Below are 19,015 nucleotides of genomic sequence, written 5' to 3' on the forward strand. Positions count from 1 at the left end.
ATCCTTTAACAAAGTTAAACATGCCTAAGTACAAAATAAAAAGACTACAACGTGCACCTTATAGGTAGTAGTCTTTTGAAAATAACTTTTTAAGAAATGTTGGAATGAACAAGGGTTAATTGTTCATTGTTAAGCCGATTTTCTTCTAATACAACTCTTTTTTATGTCTTTTTAATACTTCTTCAAATAAATACTTTTTCTCAGGAAGCGGAAGCATACAAAATTCTTCTTTCACATTTCCTTCTCCTCCCAAGCCGATGATGGATTGGCAAAACCCGCATTTGCTGCTTTTATGAATAACTGGGTTTTCATTAGGATACCAATCATTTTTCTCCTCTACATAATAACCATGCATGGCATACTTCGTTCCATCCAACAACACCATTCGCATGTGCAGCATGCTTCCTCTTTTCCAAGTACCTTCTTTTTCGTAATCTCTAACTGGTGTATCCCCTTGTATTTCTACAGATGAATCTTTAATTTCCAAAAAGTCTGGAAGCTCCTCTTCTCTCAAATCTCTCCAGCCAGGAGTTTCCTGACCCGTGTCCCGCAAATATTTAATATGGTCTTTGTAGCGGGAAAGATATAAATGAACAGGTTCACGATTCATTAAGCAATTCCCCCTTTTCCCGCCGAGCGGAAGATATCTATAGGGACATTTTCCCCCTATTTATTACTTTCTATAGCACTTTTCTATTTCCCTTTGATTTTATTATCTTTTTTATTTCAAAGAACTGTAATTTACAATATTATTTATGAAAGGGCATAGAATGAATAAAAACTTAAAAAGAAGGTTCAAAGATCTGGGAATAGCAAGTAAGCATATTGTTCCACTTACCATAGAAACCACCAGATCATGCATAAACAAACTTATGCTTTGTTTCTTTTCACAAACTTAAATTTTTCTATAGGTATAAAAAATCATTGCTGTAAAGTAAAAAATGATTGACGTTTATTTGTATTTGCTCTATTCTTTCCTTAGGGAAACTTATTAGCACCAGGTAAAACTGGTTTTTCTTTTACGGTATTTTTTGCCTATGGTAAACATTTATTCACTAAGACAAAATTCATTTGAAAAAGTTGTGAAAATCAAGCACTTCATTTGCCCAAATGACATAAATTGAGATGAAACATATGTGAAAATAGTAAGCCCTCTAGGATGCAGATAATGCAGACGCTGCCATAGAAGGAGCGTCTTAAGATTAGACTGCAACTAGATTTTTCATTCCTTTCTTTTGCCTCAAGGATATTCAGGTAAAGGACTTTATGCGATTAGGTGTTTTCTTTCAGTAACAAATTGACAAAAAAATTTTTTGGTTATATTTTGCATTAGGTAAACTTTTTTACATTCAGGCATATATTATTCCATAGGGAAACAGATACCTATATTGATAGATACTTACTTAATATAGGATAGTACTGAATTTTTATTACATTTCGATGAATTGACATGGAATGATTAACGTAATAGAGAGAAAGTAATTTATTTTACAACTTATCTTTATGGATGCTATTGCGTTAATTATTCCACCCTCTTTTGCTTAAAAGTTTCCCTATGGAAACTTTTATAACTAAAACAAACATTTGCTTCTTTTAACGAACGGATGTATTTCAGAAAGGGTGACACATATGAAAATGGCCTTGTCAGTAAACGATTTGCACGTATCCTATTATGGAAATGAGGCGATTACAAACGTTAATTTTACAATTGAAAAAGGCAACCTAGTTGGTATTATTGGCCCAAATGGAGCAGGAAAATCAACATTATTAAAAGCATTGTTGGGCCTTATTCCGATCGATAAAGGAAACATCAGAATATGCGGCAAGCAAGTCTATGAAACAAGAAAGAAAGTGGCGTATGTTCCACAACGTAATGACATTGATTGGGATTTTCCAATTACGGTTGTTGATTCGGTCCTTATTGGTACCTATCCGAAGTTAGGACTATTCAAACGACCAAAGAAGAAGGAAAAAGAATGGGCCTATGAATGCTTACAGCAAGTTCATATGGAGGATTTCGCTCATCGGCAAATTGGGGAGCTGTCTGGCGGACAACAGCAGCGAGTCTTTTTAGCTCGCGCCCTGGCGCAACAATCAGACCTGTTTTTCCTTGATGAACCCTTTGTTGGTGTAGACGTTTCGAGTGAAAAGACGATTATCAACGTTTTAAAAGAGCTGCGTGATGAAGGAAAAACCGTATTTGTCGTCCATCACGATTTAAGCAAAGCACATTCTTATTTCGATCAACTGGTGTTAATTAATAAAGAATTAATTGAATGCGGAGAAGTGGAAAGTGTGTTCCGTCCTGAAGTGATGGCAAAAGCGTATAAAGATCAATTTTCATTCCTAAATGAAGTGGGGATCAACGTATGATCGACTTTATAGAAGCCATTGGACAGTATGAATACTTGCAAAAAGCGTTATTAACATCGATTATGGTCGGAATTATTTGCGGTGTCATCGGCTGCTTCATTATATTACGCGGCATGGCATTAATGGGGGATGCTATCTCTCACGCTGTTCTGCCTGGAGTTGCCATCTCTTACATGATCGGGATTAATTTCTTTTTCGGTGCGGTATTAACCGGTGTCTTGACAGCCATAGGGATCGGTTTTGTCAGTCAAAACAGCCGCATTAAACATGATACCTCGATTGGAATTCTTTTTACAGCAGCATTTGCACTTGGGATCATTTTAATTACGATAATGAAAAGCAGCACCGATCTTTATCATATTTTGTTTGGCAACGTCTTAGCGGTAAAGCCTTCCGATATGTGGCTGACGTTAGTTATTGGAATCATTGTCCTTTTAACCGTCTATCTTTTTTACAAAGAACTGCTTGTTACATCTTTTGACCCAACCATGGCACAGGCTTACGGCCTTTCTACGAAGATGATTCATTATGCGTTAATGACCCTTTTAACCATGGTTACGGTTGCTTCTTTACAAACCGTTGGAATTGTTTTAGTGGTAGCGATGCTTATCACACCGGCAGCTACGGCTTATCTATTGACCGATCGATTGTGGATTATGATATTCCTCTCATCAGCAGTCGGAGTGATTTCTTCTGTCATCGGCCTGTACTTTAGCTTTACGTATAATTTAGCTTCAGGTGCAACCATTGTTCTCATCGCAACATTATTGTTTACAATTGCTTTCTTCTTTTCACCTAAATACGGCCTCGTTTGGCGGTGGATCAAAGTAAAGAGAAAACGATCTGCGCTGGCAGATTAAAAATATATCATTTCACTTTCGCAACTCTATCAATCTGTGAAAGTGACGTATACAACTTTTTTCATCAACTTAGGAGGAGTCAACATTGAAAAAAATCTTTTCATTATTATTCCTTAGCTTATTTATTATGATTCTTGGTGCGTGTGCGTCCGAGGAAACGTCTCAAGATGAAACGGCAGCAGAGTCTAAGGAAAAAGTCGAAGTGGTGACAACGTATTCGATTCTATATGACATTGTAAAAAATGTCGGCGGGGATCAAGTAGAGGTACACAGTATTGCGCCAATTGGCGCTGATCCTCATGAATATGAACCGCTGCCTCAAGATGTACAAAAAGCAACCGATGCTGATATCATCTTTTATAACGGGTTAAATTTAGAAACTGGAAATGGTTGGTTTGAAAAACTTCTTTCTACAACAGGAAAAGATGGAAAAGATGCACCTGTATTTGAAATGAGCAAAGGTGTTGAAGCAAAGTATTTAACATCAGAAGGAAATAATGGAGAAGAAGATCCACATGCATGGCTGGATGTACGTAATGGTATAACATACGCTGAAAATGCACGGGATGCTCTAATCGAAATCGATCCTGATCATGCCGAACGATATGAGGAAAATGCGGAGGCATACATCGAAGAATTAGAACAGTTACAAGAAAAAGCTGTGGAGAAATTCAATCAAATTCCTGAAAAAGAGCGCTTTTTAGTAACAAGCGAAGGGGCTTTCAAATATTTTTCTGATGCTTATGATTTTGAAGCAGGCTACATTTGGGAGATTAACGCAGAAAACGAAGGTAGTCCAGATCAAATTCGAAACGTTGTTGATCTAATTGAAGAAAAAGACGTGAAAGCTCTCTTTGTCGAAACAAGTATCGATCCACGCAGTATGGAGCAAGTCTCTAGAGAAACCGATGTTTCAATCGCCGGAGAAGTCTTTACCGATTCACTAGCTGAACCGGGGGAAGATGGTGATACGTACATTAAAATGATGGAATGGAATATGGACATGATTTATGATTCCCTAACAGAATAGAAAAATAGAAAGAGCTGTTCCTAAATCCCTTCAACTGAAGGAACACCTGTTGTAAACATGATTTTTACAACAGGTGTTTTTTATAGATTTTGTTTATCCCCTTCAATACATTGGAATGGAACGGTATTTCACTTGGACCGGATGCGTTTTGGCTAATAACTATTGTCTTTATTATTGATTTACTCCACATTTTCATTATGGACAAAGAGTTGAAAATGACGTCCTTTGATCCTGCTATGGCTGCAGCACTTGGTATTCCGGTTACTATTATTCATTATACATTCATGTCGATGGTTTCGATTACAACTGTAGCTTCTTTTATCTATTAGGAAGAATATCGAGAGGAGCTCTGGTGTCCCCATCCACAATGACCACTTGATACTTCCCTTCATTCGTATCCCCTTTATATTCATCGATCGCAATGACCGGCGGCAGGCTCTTCACTTCCTTTAACGTCGAGGCTGAAATCGAATCAAAACGCCGAATCACGGTAGCAGAAGACGTCCGGAATTGACCTGCCGTATCTTTAAAATTTTTTCCTTGAATGACACGCAGACCAAGGGCTTGATTCCATTCCCGTGAGTGCCTTTGATACCGTTAGACGATAGGATTGCGTTCCGTAAAGCGTTTGCCGCAAGAACACACATAACGACGCCTTCGATAAAATATATAAGATGTTCGTTCAAATACTTTAAGGTGCTGAATTTTTTGGATACGGTAAGCATGGACCCGGCTTGTTCTTTCCCCGCATGCTGGACACGATGGGATTTACGGGGGATCTCCACGTGGAGATAAAATGCCTCCCCTATCTTTTCCGTTTTGACCATTACTTCTTCTAATCCAGGCCACTTCATGTTAAAATTCATCTACACGCAACTCCAATCCTTTTCTTGTTTGTAGGACCATTCAAGTGTAAAGGATTTTGGAGCATGCGTGTTTTTTATGTCTAAATTTTTTTCATCCCCCAACAAATATAATAGAGCCTTAAAAAAGGCCCTCTCTGACATGGGGGCCTATATCTTTTCTCTATTCTTTTCCTTTGTTTCTTTAAAAACGAAAAATTTCATCATAAAAAAACTTGAAGTAAAAGATAAAAACATCGCCATTCCTTTTGCTGTATTGTAACGGATCCAGCGAGGAATTTCAAAAACCTGGAACAGCTGGTTAATCCCAAGGAAAACAAAATTATTTACTCCAAGGCTTACTATGCCCTGAACAATAAAGGCCAGCCTCTGTCGATTGTTGCCTGCCGCGGAATGGCGAAAGGTAATATGAGCATTCCAATAATAACTGTTCGCAACTGCTAATGAATACGCAATTGTATTAAAAAGAGCCAGCATTCCTCTATCATCTGTTGGAAACAAAATAAGCAGAAGATTTAAAGTGCCTATATCCACACCTGCGTTTGTAAGACCGATCACACTAAACTGCATGAATTGAAAAGGTCCATGCTTGACTTTATTTCTTTTCATGTTATCCCTTCTGTTTTGACAGCTGTACCTTTGCTATGTCAGTTGTTGGGTTTTTTGGCTTTCCTCGTTTATTCCTGCAGTTTCCTCATAAAGTGTAAGAAGCTGCCTTGCTGCTCCAGACCAGCCTAACGTCTTAATATCTTCTCTTGCATTTATTGCAAGTCTTTTACGCAGCGTTTCATCTTCAAAACAACGGATAGTTTCCGTGAAATCTCCTTCTTTATACGGATCATACAACAAGCCTGTCCTGCCATCCTCGATCTGTTCACAAGTCGGCCCGCTTTTCGCAGCAACTAGAGGAAGGCCAGAAGCCATTGCTTCTAAAATAACGAGTCCAAGTGTTTCTGTCGTAGATGGAAAAACAAACACATCAGCAGAGGCAAAGGCTTTAGCTAATTGATCTCCATGCATATATCCGGTAAAAACAGTTTTTGTCCCTTCAAAATGTTTTTCCAGCGCTCCTCGGTGCGGCCCGTCTCCTACAATAGCAAGAGTAAATTCATCAGACGTATCCAGTACATGTTTAAGTTTTTCAATTTCCTTTTCTGCGGCAAGTCTTCCTACATATAGAAGAAGCTTTCGTTCCGGCTGTCCGTCTGTAAGCTTCTCACGAATCGAAGAATCGTAGTTTTTCGGGTGAAACATTTCTGTATCAACGCCTCGCTGCCAGACATGCACGTTATAGAATTTACGTTCTATAAGTTCTTGTTGTACCGTATTAGAAGTACATAAATTCAAATCCGCTTCATTGTGGAGTTTTCGAAAATACCACCATATCAAACCTTTAAATAGGGAGAGCCTATAGTAATCTAAGTATTGAGCTACATTCGTATGATAAGATGCTACTAAAGGATACTCAAGCTTTTTTGCTGCTCTTACACCAGAAAACCCGAGAATAGCAGGATTTACAACATGGACAACATCAGGTTCATATTCTTTAAGATATTTTCTTACAACTGGGTTCGGAAGAGCGAACTGTTTGGAGCGGTAAAAAGGAAGCGTGCTCGCTGGCACCCCTTTAACTTCTGCTCCTTCAAATTCATATACACCAAGATCAGGCGCAATAATTCTGACATCATGCCCAGCTTGAAGCAGCCATCTTATACATGCTGTAAGCCTAGTAACTATTCCATCCGTAGAAGGAAGAAACGTTTCTGTTACAATAGCAATTTTCACAATGAGTACACTCCCTGTTCCCTTATTACAAAACAACTGCATTCGCATAAGGACTCAGCAGCAAGCCAAGCTTTTCTCCAAAGAAGATCCAAGGCAAGGATATTTGAATACATACTGCTCCAGGCCGATGGCTTTGTTTTATTTCCACGTAATGTTTGGCAATACATTATCTTTAATTACGCGATCTTTATGTTTCACTACCGTTTTTAAAATTTCGCGAATAACGTCATCGGTTAAAAGATGAGGCTCAAGTCCAAGATCTCTCAGCTTTGTATTAGCTGCTTCATAGAAATGATTTTCAAGCTCCACCCGAGGGTTCTCTAAATGCGCGACGTCTACGGTATAACCTTCTTGTTTTGCAACTTTTTGAACCTTATTGGCAAGATCTAAAACAGAGAACTCTTCTGTGAATTGATTAAATACGCGGAATTCTCCTTTAACAGCAGGATTTTCTGCTGCTATTTCAATGCATCTAACGGTATCTCTTATATTAAGGAAACCACGAATTTGCCCGCCTTCTCCATATACAGTGAGGTCATGTCCAATCGTAGATTGAATAATAAAACGGTTTAAAGCTGTGCCAAATACCCCATCGTAGTCAAGACGGTTGACTAAGACTGGATCCATTTTTGTTTCATCAGTATCAAGACCGTAGACAATTCCCTGGTTTAAATCTGTTGCTCGTATTCCCCAAATTTTACATGTGAACATTATATTATGGCTGTCGTGCACTTTGGAAAGATGGTAAAAAGAGCCTGGCTGTTTTGGGTAAGGAAGGACATCTTTACGCCCTTTATGCTCCACTTCCAAATAACCCTCTTCAATAGGAATATTTGGAGTTCCGTACTCTCCCATTGTCCCCAATTTAATCAAATGACAGTCAGGAACTACTTCTTTAATGCCATATAAAACGTTTAAGGTGCCTACAACATTATTAACTTGGGTATATATAGCATGTTCACGGTCAATCATGGAGTAAGGAGCTGAACGCTGCTCGGCAAAATGGACGAATGCCTCTGGTTTTTCACGCTTAAGTACTTCTTTTAAGAAGTCGTAATGGTTAAGATCGCCTTCGTATGTACGAATTTCGTTACCAGTTAGTTCTTTCCATTTTTTAACGCGATCCTCTAATGAAGCAATTGGAGTAATTGAGTTTGATCTTAACTCATCGTCATATTTTCTTCTTACCAGATTGTCAATAATTGACACATCATGCCCTTGTTTTGATAAATACAAGGCTGTGGGCCATCCACAAAATCCATCTCCGCCAGCAACGATAATATTCACGTTACTACCTCCACTCTTGAAATAGTTTCGATTACTAAAATTGATTCTATATGGACGCCGTAAAGACGTTTTTTTCATATTTTCACGTTAAATGTGGAACCATAGAAAAGGTATCATGTTCTGCTGCATTTCGCAAATATTACACTGCTAGAAGATGCTCCGTCTAATACTTTCTCTTTGGTTCAAAATTGATTTCGCTATATTATAATAATGCAACAATATTAAGTAAACTCACAATCTACTTAGCAAATAAAAAAATGCCCTTCTTTGTGACTGCGCTTAAAAATTTTATTACCTATGCTAGAAGCCATCATAAACGTATTGAAAACAAGTGAAAAAGAGCTGTTCACCCTACTTGGAACAGCTCTCTATTCATAGATTTCAAATAATTATCCGCCTATATATCTTTGATACAAGAGCCGAGCTCTGGCTTTATCGTTTTCTCCGTGTATGATCGTTCTGCCGTCCTGAAAAATAACAAATCGTTTCCCTTCAAGATTGAGAACAATAAGGTGTTTATTTTCTTGTTGAATGACTTTTGAATATCTCTTTTTTAAATCAGGTAACGCCAAATATTGCTGTTCTGCCGGTCGGACTTGTACGGCATTACGCCCGCATAACACCTCTGTTTTTGCACGGTTTTTATATTCCAAAAATGGATACGAGGCTGCTTTACCACAAGATGGGCAGTCCGCTTTTTTTAACAACTTAACATCAATAGAAGATGATTCATTGTTCCAAAGGTTAAATGACAATAATTTCATTCGTAAGGCAGACCAGTTTTCTGTTAAAATTTTCAGCGCTTCTGTGGATTGATACGAACTAACCATTTGTACGGCCGGCGCAATAATCCCTGCTGTATCACACGTTTCCCCATCAAGTGGAATATCTTCCATTAAACAATGAAGGCAAGGTGTGCTTTGAGGCAGAATAGTAAAAGTAATGCCATAGCTGCCCACACAAGCTCCGTATATCCATGGCAGGCCTTGTTTTTGACAAAAGTCATTAATTAGCATTCTCGTATCAAAATTGTCCAGCGCATCAATAAACAAATCGGCTGGAAGTGCTTGCTCTAATACAAAAGAGTCGGCTTCTCCTGTAACACTTATTATCTCTGTTTCCTTATTTATTGCTTGCAATCTAGTTTTAGCTGCTTCCGCTTTTGGCATTTTGGCTTCTGCATCTTGTTCAGTATAAAGCTGCTGTCGGTTCAAGTTGCTGTATTCAACAAAATCACGATCAATAATCGTAATTTTCCCAACCCCTGCTCGTACCAGTGTTTCTGCGGCTGCACTTCCTAGTGCTCCTGCTCCGACAATGACTGCGTGCTTGTTTTTTAAGAGCCGCTGGCCGGTTTTACCGATTCCATGAAAGAGTTCTTGTCTGGAATAACGGCTGTCCATCAAAGCTTGCTCATTCCTTCCACAGGACTGCTTGCCTGGGCATACATTTTCTTTTCAATACGTCCAGCTTCAAACCCTAAACGACCAGCTTCGACTGCATGTTTCATTGCTCCCGCCATTTTCACAGGATCTCCAGCTCCAGACACTGCAGTATTTAATAGTACACCGTCAGCCCCTAGTTCCATGGCGTAAGAGGCATCTTTAGGGCTGCCAATCCCAGCATCGACAATAACAGGAACTTCAGCTTGTTCGATAATGTGGGCTAAATTATATGGATTTATAATACCAAGTCCGGTACCTATTGGGGAGGCGCCAGGCATAATAGCATGAATGCCAAGCTCCTGCAGATGTCTGGCCAGTACAACATCATCAGACGTATAAGGAAGAACAATAAAACCTTCATCAAGCAGCAGTTCTGTAGCTTTTATCGTTTCTACAGGGTCAGGTAAAAGCGTCTTGTCACACCCTATAACTTCTACTTTAATCATGTCACACATGTTAGCTGCTTGGGCCATTTTTGCAATTCGCACAGCTTCTTCTGCCGTTTTTGCACCAGCAGTATTAGGCAGCAGTTTAAATCCGCTGAGATCCATGCTTTCAAACGGATCGGGCTGACTGTCATCAAATATATTCATTCGTCTTACGGCAAATGTAAGCACTTCCGTTTCAGAAGTCTCTACCGCCTGGTTCTGCACTTCTCCGCTAGCATACTTTCCGGTTCCTAGAAATAACCTTGACTGAAAAGAATATGGACCGATATTTAACATCGTATTATCCTCCTCCAACAAAATGAACTATTTCAAATTTATCCCCGTCCTTCACGGGTTCATTGTCATGTTGTTCTTTGACTAAAATATTTCCATTTCTTTCAACTACCGCTTTTTTTTGACCGATTTGCAGATGGTTGAGCAATAATGTCACATTAGAATTATTATCAGGTATTTCTTTTGTCATGCCATTAATGATTAGTTTCAACCAGATTCTCCTTTCCATCTTTTAATCGCAATGGAGCAAATGCCCGGATCCATTCCTCATTATCAGCAGTGCCTTCTATTAAATCTGCCATCCATTCCCCCGTTAATGCAGATAACAATATACCGTTACGGTAGTGGCCAGCTGCCATCCACAGCCCTTTAATGGAAGCAGCACCCAAATACGGCATACCATCAATCGTTTGCGGTCGTACACCGCTCCATGCCTCGACCCATTCGGCATCTTGAAGGTCAGGGACAAGCCGGATTGCTTTTGAAAGCAGTTCCTGAACAGCTCTTGCACTAACTGGTTTATCCATGCGGCCTTCTTGTTCGGTTGCACCTATGATAATGTTTCCGCCAGGTTTTGGAACAAGGTAAAAATCAGAAGCATGAATGGTTGCTGTCATTACTGGTTTTGCAGGTTTGACTGATACACACTCGCCTTTTACTGGTATCATGGAAGGGATGTTCGCTTTTGCAGTTGGAATTAAATCAGACGAAACCCCGCCAGCGAGTACCACATGTTCGGCATAAAAGCGGCCAGAAGGCGTAGTCACCCCATTTACCCTTCCTTTTTCTTCTAACAATCCTGTGACAGGAGTAAATTCGTAAATATCTGCTCCTAATAGGTTTGCTCCGCGTGCATAGGCCTGGGTTAATTCTTTAGCTTTCACCTGGCCATCTCCAGGAATATAAAGGGCTCCTTTTATATCACCCTTTATGTTTGGTTCCTGGACAGAGATTACATTCGGATCTCTCCACTCTGCTCGTTCTCCCGCCTTTTTTTGAAAAGCGAGCATGTCTAAAAGATGATTTACTTCCGTATCAGTCTGAGCCACTTTTAGCATTCCATTCCGTACATAAGACACGGGAACTCCTGACGTTTCTTCTAATTCAGGTACCAACTGAGAGAACATATCTCTGCTTTTTCTCGCAAAATCAAAAAACGGTCCATTTTCTTTGATTTCAACCTGTGCCCCAAGCATTCCAGCAGCTGCGCTGGATGCTTCTGCACCAACTCTAGTTTTTTCAAGCACAGCTGCTTGATAACCTCTTTTGGACATTTGATAAGCGATAGAGCAGCCATTGACGCCACCGCCAATAATCAGCACATCATATGTTTTCTTCATGTAATGCCTCCTCTTTTAAAGCTTTTTGATAAGCTTTTGCCTTCTCGATTGGTTGGACTGCCCCATAGATGCCAGACATTACAGCAATACCTTTGGCTCCGTGAGAAACACAATCCTTCACTCTTTGAGAAGAGATTCCTCCTATCGCTATAACTGGACATGTTACGGAATTTACAACCTGCGTCAGCGACTTTAAACCTCTAGGAGGAGTATCTTGCTTACTTTTTGTTTCAAAGACATGTCCAAAAAATAAATAGTCTGCACCATCCATTTCTTTTTTTACAGCGTTTTCTTGGCTGTGTATAGAACAGCCTGTTAACCATTTATCTTCCATCGATTTATGAATTGGTACGTTTTCAGGAAAATGAACGCCCCCTAAACCATACGCAGCTGTCAACTCCGGCCGGTTATTAAGAATGATTTTACGAGGAGGCACTTCTGCGTTTAATAATCCCAGTATCGCAGCGTCCATCTTTTTTACATCCCACAGCTTTTCACGAATGTGGATGAAATCAACGTACGGATGAATGTTAGCGGTTATATTCAACCATTTTTCTAGGGATTGATTTCCAGTAGAAATAACGTGCAAGGACGGTTTCATAATACCCCCTTTTATTAAGAAAAGCGCAAGCGCCTTGCTCACGAGCGACAAGTCCTGGAGGGTCGGCATATGGAAAGCTGATCTTTGCTTTCCATTGACGAACCGAAGGAATCTCGAGCGAGTAGGCACTGGAGCTAGACGCGGCCAAAATGATATGGAAATAGTTATCTACAATTGAAAAAATATAATTTCCTAGACATTTAAAAAGACCGCTTTCCTGAAAGTGGAAAGCGGTCTGGTCAGCTTTGTCTGTTATGTCCATTTCGCTCCACTTTCCTCCGCTGGAATAATCCAGTTCAGGTTCTGAGGGTTTTAAAGGTTCACTTTAATCTCAGCCTTTCTATAAGGCACCCCTAGTGGTTGTATTTAGTATTTTTCTAAATTTTAAAACAAACATACCGAATCTGTCAAACTAGGAAAAGTGATTTTAACGGCAACTGTGATAAGATAGAGGAAGTTAAAGCAAGGACGTGTTATATATGATGCAAGTACTTTCAAAAAAATATGCAATACTTATGTTAGCAGCAGGAATGGCAGGTCTGTTTGTCGTAATGGGTATTGGGAGATTTGCTTACACTCCCATCCTGCCATTAATGGTAGAAGCAACACATTTAAATAATGAAACAGCTGGATACTTGGCTTCTAGCAATTACTTTGGCTATCTTGTAGGTGCTCTTCTAGCAGGAAAAATGGCATGGAAAAAAGGAAAAGCCTATTATGCATATTTTCATTTGATCTTGAACATAGCTTCTACTTTCTTGATGGGAGTTGTCGTAAATGAGTTAATCTGGCATCTTTTACGCTTTTTATCTGGGGTAACAAGCGGTATTGTTTTTGTTCTTATTTCAAGCATTGTCATAGATCACCTAGTCAGGGCAGGGCGTGCTTCTTGGACAGGATACCTATTTGGAGGAGTAGGATTAGGTATATTTTCTACCGGACTTCTTGTACCACTTTTATCCATTTCATTTGACTGGGCAGGGATTTGGATTGCTCTTGGAATATTATCCTCTATTCTAGCATTATTTACCTGGAAAAGACTTTCTGAAGCACCTGAAAAAGAGAGCCCTGAAATAAAAAACGCAGAAAATAATCTAGTCCAGTCAAAAACGAGAACGATATTACCGTGGCTTTGCGCCGCTTATGGACTAGAAGGAATCGGTTACATAATCAGCGGAACTTATTTGGTGGCTTTTGCAGGTGACATTCCGATGCTTCAATCGAACCCTTCTTTAACCTGGGTTTTAGTCGGTGCGGCTGCTGCTCCCTCATGTGTTATATGGTCTGGCGTTGCTTCTAAAATTGGAAACCTTGCAGCATTGCAGGCTGCTTTTTTTCTGCAAATATTAGGTGTTCTTTTCCCTGTTATTTTCTTTAATGGTTTCGGTGCATTAGTTGGCTCTTTTCTTTTTGGAGCAACCTTTATGGGGATTGTAACACTAACTATGGCAGAAGCGAGGAATGCTGCTGTGGGACAAAGCAATAATATAATTGGGGGATTTACTTTCATTTATAGTCTAGGCCAAATGATAGGACCCATTGCTGCCGGCTTACTCATATCAGCAACGGCAGCTTTATCTTCCTCTTTTTACTTTGCAGGTGCTGTACTTTTAACTGGAATGGGGTGTCTCGGGATAGCACAAGGACTAGAAAAAAAACAGATGAAATCAAAAGTTTCTTACCCACTGAAATGAGAAAGGAGAAAATGTATGCCATACATTAATATTAAAATTACAAAAGAACAAGAACCAGTAACTGCTGAACAAAAAAAGGAGCTCATCGCTGGGAGTACCAAATTGTTACAAGACGTGCTTGGTAAAAATCCTAACACTACTGTAGTCGTGATTGATGAGGTAGAAACAGACAACTGGGGGATTGGAGCAGAGCCTATTACAGAACGGAGAAAAAGAGGAGAATAACGATTCATAGGCAGGGCTGGCTCCTTCACACACTGGAGCCAGTCTCGTAATAAGATCTCTATCTTATTTTACTGATACCATTTTATCTACATGTTCGTGCAGATCTTCCTCATCTTCAATATGAACGGTCATCATATAATCCCCTGATTCTTCAAAGGTATGAGAAGCAATATATAAACCACTTTCTTCCTCAGCATCAATCCAGTCCCGCGTATCGTCTCCTTTTTGCCATATCTCAAGCCTTACTCTAGCATTACGTATCGGCTCTCCTTCTTCAGTCACTTGAAACGACATCTCCATTTCTTCTCCTGCTTTGAATTCAGAGGGAGATTGCAAATGTGCCGTTACAGGAGAACCATGTTGATGACCAGCATGAATATCTGTTTCCTCACCATTGTCTTCTGTTTTTTCAACGGACTGACCTACTGTAATTTCCTCCGTTGGCATGCTGTGCATTCCTCGAGCTGTCACATGTGCAGTAACATGGTAAACACCGTCCTCTTCAAAGGTGTGTGCAATCGAATATTTGTTATCTTCCGGTTCGTCAGCCAAAAATTCTTCGCTTTCCGTTTTTTCGCCTTCTTTCCATATTTCAAAAAGCACTTCATTAGCATCTGTTACTTTTTCTTCTCCTTGAGTAACCAAAGCCCCTATTTCAACTTTTTCCTCTTGTTCTGCTTCTTCTGCCATTTCAATTTCTACTTCTATTGGTTCCTCAGGATCATTGTTATCACTCGTTTGTCCTTCCTTTTCCTCCGTTTGACCGCAAGCCGCTAATAGAAGACTAAATAAAAAGATGGCGCTTATCTTTTTCAATGTTGTTCCCTTCTTTCTATAGGGTTTATAGTAATTATTGTACCAGTTTGAATTTATATTTCGTTTAACACCTGTGACACTTCTTTTACACTCCTATGATTGTAAGCAATATCCACAAAGACGGCACACTTAAAAGTGTTGTCACTAATGTAATACTTGATACCAGCTGTGGACTGGAATCAAATTGAACAGCTATCATCGCTATGGTGGCAGCTGTGGGCATGGCAGTAGAAACTATCAATACAATGCTTAACGTGCTATTTGTTTGAAGCAAAGCAGTAAGTCCCAAAGCTATTAATGGGGAAATCACAAGCCTTAATAAGGTACCTATACTGACTAGTTTCCATTCCAGCGAAGAAATTGATATTTTTGACAGCTGCATCCCAAGAACCACCATCACAACAGGAATAGCAGCATCCGCCAGCATACTAACCGCATCCATATACGTTTCTTTTATATCTATATGTAAAGCTTGAAACAACACTCCAAGTATTAAAGCATAAAAAACAGGCATCTTCAACACAACCCGGAAAGCATCAGCTGCTGTTAAACTGCTTCGATTCGCCAAATATACTCCAGCTGTACTCATTAAAAGCGATTGAATAACCATAAACACTACGGAATATGCAAAAGCTGTTTCACCAAAAGCAAATAATATCAAAGGTGCACCGTAATTCCCAGAATTCATGAAAGTCACAGCAAGTTCCATACCGCTTGTTTCTTTAGAATTCCACTTAAAAAAGTAAGCAAATAATCGATTAACGAGAAGCATAACTAGTAAGAACAATACAGAAAAAACAGCAATTTTAAATAAGTCCCCATCAGGTTCTGTTGTGTAAAATGTTCGAAAAACGAGAGCAGGTGTTAAAATATAAAGAGCAACAGATGAAACAGAACGAACGTCTATCATCTGTTTTTTTTGCAAATAAAAACCTGTTAAAAAGATAAGAGCAATTGGTATTAAAACGTCAAAAAGTACAGTCATACAAAGACCACCTTTAATAAAATCCATTTAAGAAAAGCGCAAGCGCCTTGCTCACGAGCGACAAGTCCTGGAGGGTCGGCATATGAAAAGCTGATCTTTGCTTTCCATTGACGAACCGAAGGAATCTCGAGCGAGTAGGCGCCGGAGCTAGACATAAAACGCCAAATATTTATAATTTCTTATCTTTAAAAAAACTTGGCTTACCGCCAAATCCAAATGACGAAACTCATAGTTTTGCTTATACTTTGATCCTTTAACAAAGTTAAACACTTCTAAAGCATAAGAAAAGCACGGCTTGCCGCCGCATGTCTAAGGCAAATGTCGTCGTTTTTCTTATGCTGTTAACCTCATTACTAAAATAATTGCCGTCTTCATTTTATCACACCTTCTGCCTTCGTCGGTTAATCGTTTAATAATCACGCTTTAACATCCGGCGGAGCTTGTTTTTTTGTTTGCGTGAAACAAGAATATATAAGAAATCATCTTCTTTAATTTCCGTCTCTCCATAGGGAGTGACTAGTTTTTCGTTCCTAACAATTGCACTTACCAGTACTGTATCTGGAAACTCAATATCCTGAAGCTTCTGCCCGACAATAGGCGTATTTTCATCCGTTTTAAATTCAATAATTTCAGCATTTGCTTTACCTATGGAAATTAGTTCAAGGGAATGATGCGGCGTTTCTTTTTTTGGACCAGACAATCCAAGTTTCTTTGCCATAAACGAAAGCGACGAACCTTGAATAAGAGCAGAAGTTAATACAATAAAAAAAACAATATTAAAGATCATTTGTCCCTTTTCTACTTCTGCCACAATAGCGAATGTAGCCAGTACAATTGGCACTGCTCCTCGCAGTCCTGCCCAGGCCAAAAATGTTTTTTCTTTTAGCGAGTAGTTCATTGCAATGGTTGATAAAAATGTTGCGACAGGCCGTGCTATTAAAATTAGAACAGCAGATAACAGCAGGCCGTTTATTATTACAGGGGCAGATAAAATTTGTTCCGGAAACGCTAGTAAACCAAGAATAATAAACATTAATATTTGTGCCATCCATGCAAAACCTTCATTGAAACGAAAAATCGAGTGTCGATACGTCAACTCGGAGTTTCCTATAACAAGAGCAGCAACATATACAGCCAAAAAACCACTTGCATTTATTAGGGAAGCTGTGCTGTATGTTAATAGAGCGAACGAAAGGGCAAAAATAGGATACAGTCCACTCGAATCCAAGTTAATATGATTAATAGAGATAGAGGCAACTTTACCAAGTGCTAGCCCGATTAATAAACCCAGTCCCATCTGCCAAAAAAAGGAGCCAAACAAAAGTAAATAATTAGGCTGATTCACAGTGATCAATTCGATAAAGATTAAAGTCAAAAAGACAGCCATTGGATCATTTGTGCCTGATTCAGCTTCCATTGTTGCCCCAACTTTTGTGCTGATATTACGCTCTTTAAGCGAGGCAAATACGGCTGCAGCATCCGTCGAACCTACAATAGCTCCAAGTAAAAGTGCTTCAAGCCAGGATAGATCGACAACAAACCTAGCAGCAAAACCAACAATCAAGGATGTTATCAATACTCCGATTGTAGCCAGTGATACAGACGGCCACATAACCGGCCGGATGGTTGACCATTTTGTCTGTGTACCACCTTCAAACAAAATAATAACCAACGCAATAATACCCACTAATTGAGCTTGTTCTGCGTTATCAAAATAAATAATGCCTAATCCATCGCTTCCAATTAACATTCCTACTAAAATAAACAGCACCAAGGAGGGCATACCAAGACGTGATGAAAATTTTGTGACACTGACGCCAACAATCAATAGCAAAGCAGCTAATAAGACAAAGGAATCGATATTAAAACTTCCGATTAACACGTGGCTCCCCCTCCCTATAAATTTATATCCAGCTGTGGTTTTACTTGTTCTTTATTTATACCGATATACCTTAGCGTTTCAGCTGGTGTGTGATGACAAAAGCGTCTTTGTATAAGTGAAACCGCAATCCCCATCTTATAGGCATGGTAACCAAACGTTTTTCGTAACGTGTGGGGACCAATTTTTTCTGCCAAACCCACATTTTCCGCAGCCTGGTTAATAATGCGATAAGCCTGCTGCCTGCTGATCGCTGTTTCCCCTCGAGAAGATAGAAACAAATAACTTTCTGGATTACTAAATGGATGTTTTTTTACAAACCATCTCAGGGCACGCCTCACTTGCGCATTAAGATAGACATCTTCTCTTTTTAATTTTAAAAAATCCACTGGTTCTCCGTTGCTTTGATACACGTCTTTAATGGAAAGAGCAAGAATTTCACTGATTCTTAACCCTGTATTAATACCCATAACGAATAACAAATAATTTCTCGAAGATTGTTGTTTTAGCTCACGTTTCATTAAAAATATCACTTCTAATTCTTTTATGGGCTTTACATACTCCATTAATAAGTGCTCCTTCTATTCAATTAGTTACAAAAAACTATGTTAACCTTATGTTATGTTACTTTCATAGTAACACATGCTATGAAAAAAATCTGAATATACGCTTAATGCGACTCATTATTCTCATGTAAAAACCATAAAATAATCAAGCCTTATTTATGGGGAGGATAAGCATGAGTATTTTAAATAACAAATGGACCGCACTTTTTTTCCTTTCCATGTTATTCATAAACGTTTCTGTTAGCTTTGCTGTTATATACATGGTTTTAGAAGTAACTGAAATGGGACATGTTATCGATCACTATGAGCAGCACCAGGATATTTCAATGACCACATTTATCTGGAAATCGATTTATTTTAGTGTTATTACGATGGCAGCTGTCGGCTATGGTGATATTACCCCTGTCGGTTATTCACAGCTTGTAGCTACCATTCAGTCTGTAATCGGTTATCTGTTTCCAATTATGCTTGTATTTGTTCTCTCTTCCTCCGAAAAAGCATGATGTTTTATTGAAGAATAGCTTTTTTCTTGAGATAGTTATAG

At 39.2% G+C, this 19,015-nt stretch carries 22 protein-coding genes, 1 pseudogene and 1 riboswitch; of the genes and pseudogenes, 7 read left to right on the forward strand and 16 right to left on the reverse strand.

Annotated features, from left to right (window positions below; genetic code table 11):
* Positions 1–145: 145 nt before the first annotated feature.
* Positions 146–610, reverse strand: coding sequence for a hypothetical protein (locus FZF09_RS14485; protein ID WP_158737328.1), 465 nt, complete (start codon positions 608–610; stop codon positions 146–148).
* Positions 611–1,629: 1,019 nt separating this feature from the next.
* Here FZF09_RS14485 and FZF09_RS14490 point away from each other — a divergent pair.
* From FZF09_RS14490 to FZF09_RS23125, 4 genes are all read left to right on the forward strand, one after another.
* Positions 1,630–2,373: a metal ABC transporter ATP-binding protein gene (locus FZF09_RS14490; protein WP_158737329.1), complete on the forward strand. Its 744-nt coding sequence runs from the start codon at positions 1,630–1,632 to the stop codon at positions 2,371–2,373.
* The gene (locus tag FZF09_RS14495) at positions 2,370–3,233 is read left to right on the forward strand and encodes a metal ABC transporter permease (protein WP_199256801.1); all 864 of its coding nucleotides are present in this window, start codon (positions 2,370–2,372) and stop codon (positions 3,231–3,233) included. The genes FZF09_RS14490 and FZF09_RS14495 overlap by 4 nt, the downstream gene beginning before the upstream one ends.
* Before the next feature lie 85 nt (positions 3,234–3,318).
* A complete protein-coding gene (locus FZF09_RS14500; protein WP_233269513.1) occupies positions 3,319–4,263 on the forward strand; it encodes a metal ABC transporter substrate-binding protein in 945 nt (314 codons plus the stop codon).
* Positions 4,264–4,373: 110 nt separating this feature from the next.
* Positions 4,374–4,592, forward strand: a complete 219-nt coding sequence (locus FZF09_RS23125; RefSeq protein ID WP_255450599.1) for a metal ABC transporter permease — start codon at positions 4,374–4,376, stop codon at positions 4,590–4,592.
* Here FZF09_RS23125 and FZF09_RS22830 read toward each other — a convergent pair.
* From FZF09_RS22830 to FZF09_RS14560, 10 genes and pseudogenes are all read right to left on the reverse strand, one after another.
* Positions 4,585–5,129, reverse strand: a pseudogene (locus FZF09_RS22830) (transposase family protein); the annotation flags it as partial. The gene FZF09_RS23125 and the pseudogene FZF09_RS22830 overlap by 8 nt on opposite strands.
* A 147-nt stretch (positions 5,130–5,276) precedes the next feature.
* Positions 5,277–5,735: a GtrA family protein gene (locus tag FZF09_RS14520; protein ID WP_158737331.1), complete on the reverse strand. Its 459-nt coding sequence runs from the start codon at positions 5,733–5,735 to the stop codon at positions 5,277–5,279.
* A 33-nt stretch (positions 5,736–5,768) separates the two neighbouring features.
* The gene (locus tag FZF09_RS14525; protein ID WP_158737332.1) at positions 5,769–6,911 is read right to left on the reverse strand and encodes a glycosyltransferase family 4 protein; all 1,143 of its coding nucleotides are present in this window, start codon (positions 6,909–6,911) and stop codon (positions 5,769–5,771) included.
* A gap of 138 nt (positions 6,912–7,049) precedes the next feature.
* On the reverse strand, positions 7,050–8,198 hold the full coding sequence (locus tag FZF09_RS14530) for an NAD-dependent epimerase/dehydratase family protein (RefSeq protein ID WP_158737333.1): 1,149 nt from the start codon (positions 8,196–8,198) through the stop codon (positions 7,050–7,052).
* Positions 8,199–8,587: 389 nt separating this feature from the next.
* On the reverse strand, positions 8,588–9,601 hold the full coding sequence (locus tag FZF09_RS14535; RefSeq protein ID WP_158737334.1) for a ThiF family adenylyltransferase: 1,014 nt from the start codon (positions 9,599–9,601) through the stop codon (positions 8,588–8,590).
* Complete coding sequence (locus FZF09_RS14540; protein ID WP_158737335.1) at positions 9,601–10,368, reverse strand: thiazole synthase; 768 nt, start codon at positions 10,366–10,368, stop codon at positions 9,601–9,603. The genes FZF09_RS14535 and FZF09_RS14540 overlap by 1 nt, the downstream gene beginning before the upstream one ends.
* Positions 10,369–10,372: 4 nt before the next feature.
* A complete protein-coding gene (thiS, locus tag FZF09_RS14545) occupies positions 10,373–10,576 on the reverse strand; it encodes a sulfur carrier protein ThiS (protein WP_158737336.1) in 204 nt (67 codons plus the stop codon).
* Complete coding sequence (gene thiO, locus FZF09_RS14550; protein ID WP_158737337.1) at positions 10,560–11,705, reverse strand: glycine oxidase ThiO; 1,146 nt, start codon at positions 11,703–11,705, stop codon at positions 10,560–10,562. Before thiO ends, thiS begins: the two co-directional genes overlap by 17 nt.
* On the reverse strand, positions 11,689–12,306 hold the full coding sequence (locus tag FZF09_RS14555) for a thiamine phosphate synthase (protein ID WP_158737338.1): 618 nt from the start codon (positions 12,304–12,306) through the stop codon (positions 11,689–11,691). Before FZF09_RS14555 ends, thiO begins: the two co-directional genes overlap by 17 nt.
* The gene (locus FZF09_RS14560) at positions 12,236–12,568 is read right to left on the reverse strand and encodes a hypothetical protein (RefSeq protein WP_158737339.1); all 333 of its coding nucleotides are present in this window, start codon (positions 12,566–12,568) and stop codon (positions 12,236–12,238) included. Before FZF09_RS14560 ends, FZF09_RS14555 begins: the two co-directional genes overlap by 71 nt.
* A riboswitch (TPP riboswitch) is annotated at positions 12,563–12,671 on the reverse strand. Its footprint overlaps the gene before it by 6 nt.
* Positions 12,672–12,785: 114 nt before the next feature.
* Here FZF09_RS14560 and FZF09_RS14565 point away from each other — a divergent pair.
* Both FZF09_RS14565 and FZF09_RS14570 read left to right on the forward strand, forming a co-directional pair.
* Positions 12,786–14,000 carry a YbfB/YjiJ family MFS transporter gene (locus tag FZF09_RS14565; RefSeq protein ID WP_158737340.1) on the forward strand — a complete coding sequence of 405 codons (1,215 nt, stop codon included), beginning with the start codon at positions 12,786–12,788 and terminating at the stop codon, positions 13,998–14,000.
* Between the two features lie 15 nt (positions 14,001–14,015).
* Positions 14,016–14,225, forward strand: coding sequence for a 2-hydroxymuconate tautomerase family protein (locus FZF09_RS14570; RefSeq protein ID WP_091584642.1), 210 nt, complete (start codon positions 14,016–14,018; stop codon positions 14,223–14,225).
* Positions 14,226–14,288: 63 nt separating this feature from the next.
* Here the strand turns inward: FZF09_RS14570 and FZF09_RS14575 are convergent, their stop codons facing one another.
* The 5 genes from FZF09_RS14575 to FZF09_RS14595 all read right to left on the reverse strand — a co-directional run bounded on the left by FZF09_RS14575 (position 14,289) and on the right by FZF09_RS14595 (position 18,471).
* Positions 14,289–15,041: a FixH family protein gene (locus tag FZF09_RS14575; protein ID WP_158737341.1), complete on the reverse strand. Its 753-nt coding sequence runs from the start codon at positions 15,039–15,041 to the stop codon at positions 14,289–14,291.
* Positions 15,042–15,126: 85 nt separating this feature from the next.
* Positions 15,127–16,026: an AEC family transporter gene (locus FZF09_RS14580; protein WP_158737342.1), complete on the reverse strand. Its 900-nt coding sequence runs from the start codon at positions 16,024–16,026 to the stop codon at positions 15,127–15,129.
* On the reverse strand, positions 16,023–16,181 hold the full coding sequence (locus FZF09_RS14585) for a hypothetical protein (RefSeq protein ID WP_158737343.1): 159 nt from the start codon (positions 16,179–16,181) through the stop codon (positions 16,023–16,025). Before FZF09_RS14585 ends, FZF09_RS14580 begins: the two co-directional genes overlap by 4 nt.
* 254 nt (positions 16,182–16,435) lie before the next feature.
* Positions 16,436–17,902 (reverse strand): potassium/proton antiporter, encoded by a 1,467-nt coding sequence (locus FZF09_RS14590; RefSeq protein WP_158737470.1) that lies wholly within the window; start codon positions 17,900–17,902, stop codon positions 16,436–16,438.
* A gap of 20 nt (positions 17,903–17,922) precedes the next feature.
* Complete coding sequence (locus tag FZF09_RS14595; RefSeq protein ID WP_158737344.1) at positions 17,923–18,471, reverse strand: tyrosine-type recombinase/integrase; 549 nt, start codon at positions 18,469–18,471, stop codon at positions 17,923–17,925.
* 173 nt (positions 18,472–18,644) lie between these two features.
* Between FZF09_RS14595 and FZF09_RS14600 the strand changes: the two genes are divergently transcribed.
* Positions 18,645–18,974, forward strand: coding sequence for an ion channel (locus FZF09_RS14600; RefSeq protein WP_158737345.1), 330 nt, complete (start codon positions 18,645–18,647; stop codon positions 18,972–18,974).
* Positions 18,975–19,015: the final 41 nt, after the last annotated feature.

It is taken from the genome of Alteribacillus sp. YIM 98480, assembly GCF_009765375.1.
GTDB lineage: Bacteria > Bacillota > Bacilli > Bacillales > Marinococcaceae > Alteribacillus.

Bases quoted from the DNA above. Each gene is read 5' to 3' on its own strand.
- FZF09_RS14485 (WP_158737328.1), bottom strand. From the start codon at position 610: ATGAATCGTGAACCTGTTCATTTATATCTTTCCCGCTACAAAGACCAT.
- FZF09_RS14490 (WP_158737329.1), top strand. From the start codon at position 1,630: ATGAAAATGGCCTTGTCAGTAAACGATTTGCACGTATCCTATTATGGA.
- FZF09_RS14495 (WP_199256801.1), top strand. From the start codon at position 2,370: ATGATCGACTTTATAGAAGCCATTGGACAGTATGAATACTTGCAAAAA.
- FZF09_RS14520 (WP_158737331.1), bottom strand. From the start codon at position 5,735: ATGAAAAGAAATAAAGTCAAGCATGGACCTTTTCAATTCATGCAGTTT.
- FZF09_RS14535 (WP_158737334.1), bottom strand. From the start codon at position 9,601: ATGGACAGCCGTTATTCCAGACAAGAACTCTTTCATGGAATCGGTAAA.
- FZF09_RS14540 (WP_158737335.1), bottom strand. From the start codon at position 10,368: ATGTTAAATATCGGTCCATATTCTTTTCAGTCAAGGTTATTTCTAGGA.
- thiO (WP_158737337.1), bottom strand. From the start codon at position 11,705: ATGAAGAAAACATATGATGTGCTGATTATTGGCGGTGGCGTCAATGGC.
- FZF09_RS14555 (WP_158737338.1), bottom strand. From the start codon at position 12,306: ATGAAACCGTCCTTGCACGTTATTTCTACTGGAAATCAATCCCTAGAA.
- FZF09_RS14560 (WP_158737339.1), bottom strand. From the start codon at position 12,568: ATGGACATAACAGACAAAGCTGACCAGACCGCTTTCCACTTTCAGGAA.
- FZF09_RS14565 (WP_158737340.1), top strand. From the start codon at position 12,786: ATGATGCAAGTACTTTCAAAAAAATATGCAATACTTATGTTAGCAGCA.
- FZF09_RS14570 (WP_091584642.1), top strand. From the start codon at position 14,016: ATGCCATACATTAATATTAAAATTACAAAAGAACAAGAACCAGTAACT.
- FZF09_RS14580 (WP_158737342.1), bottom strand. From the start codon at position 16,026: ATGACTGTACTTTTTGACGTTTTAATACCAATTGCTCTTATCTTTTTA.
- FZF09_RS14585 (WP_158737343.1), bottom strand. From the start codon at position 16,181: ATGTCTAGCTCCGGCGCCTACTCGCTCGAGATTCCTTCGGTTCGTCAA.
- FZF09_RS14595 (WP_158737344.1), bottom strand. From the start codon at position 18,471: ATGGAGTATGTAAAGCCCATAAAAGAATTAGAAGTGATATTTTTAATG.
- FZF09_RS14600 (WP_158737345.1), top strand. From the start codon at position 18,645: ATGAGTATTTTAAATAACAAATGGACCGCACTTTTTTTCCTTTCCATG.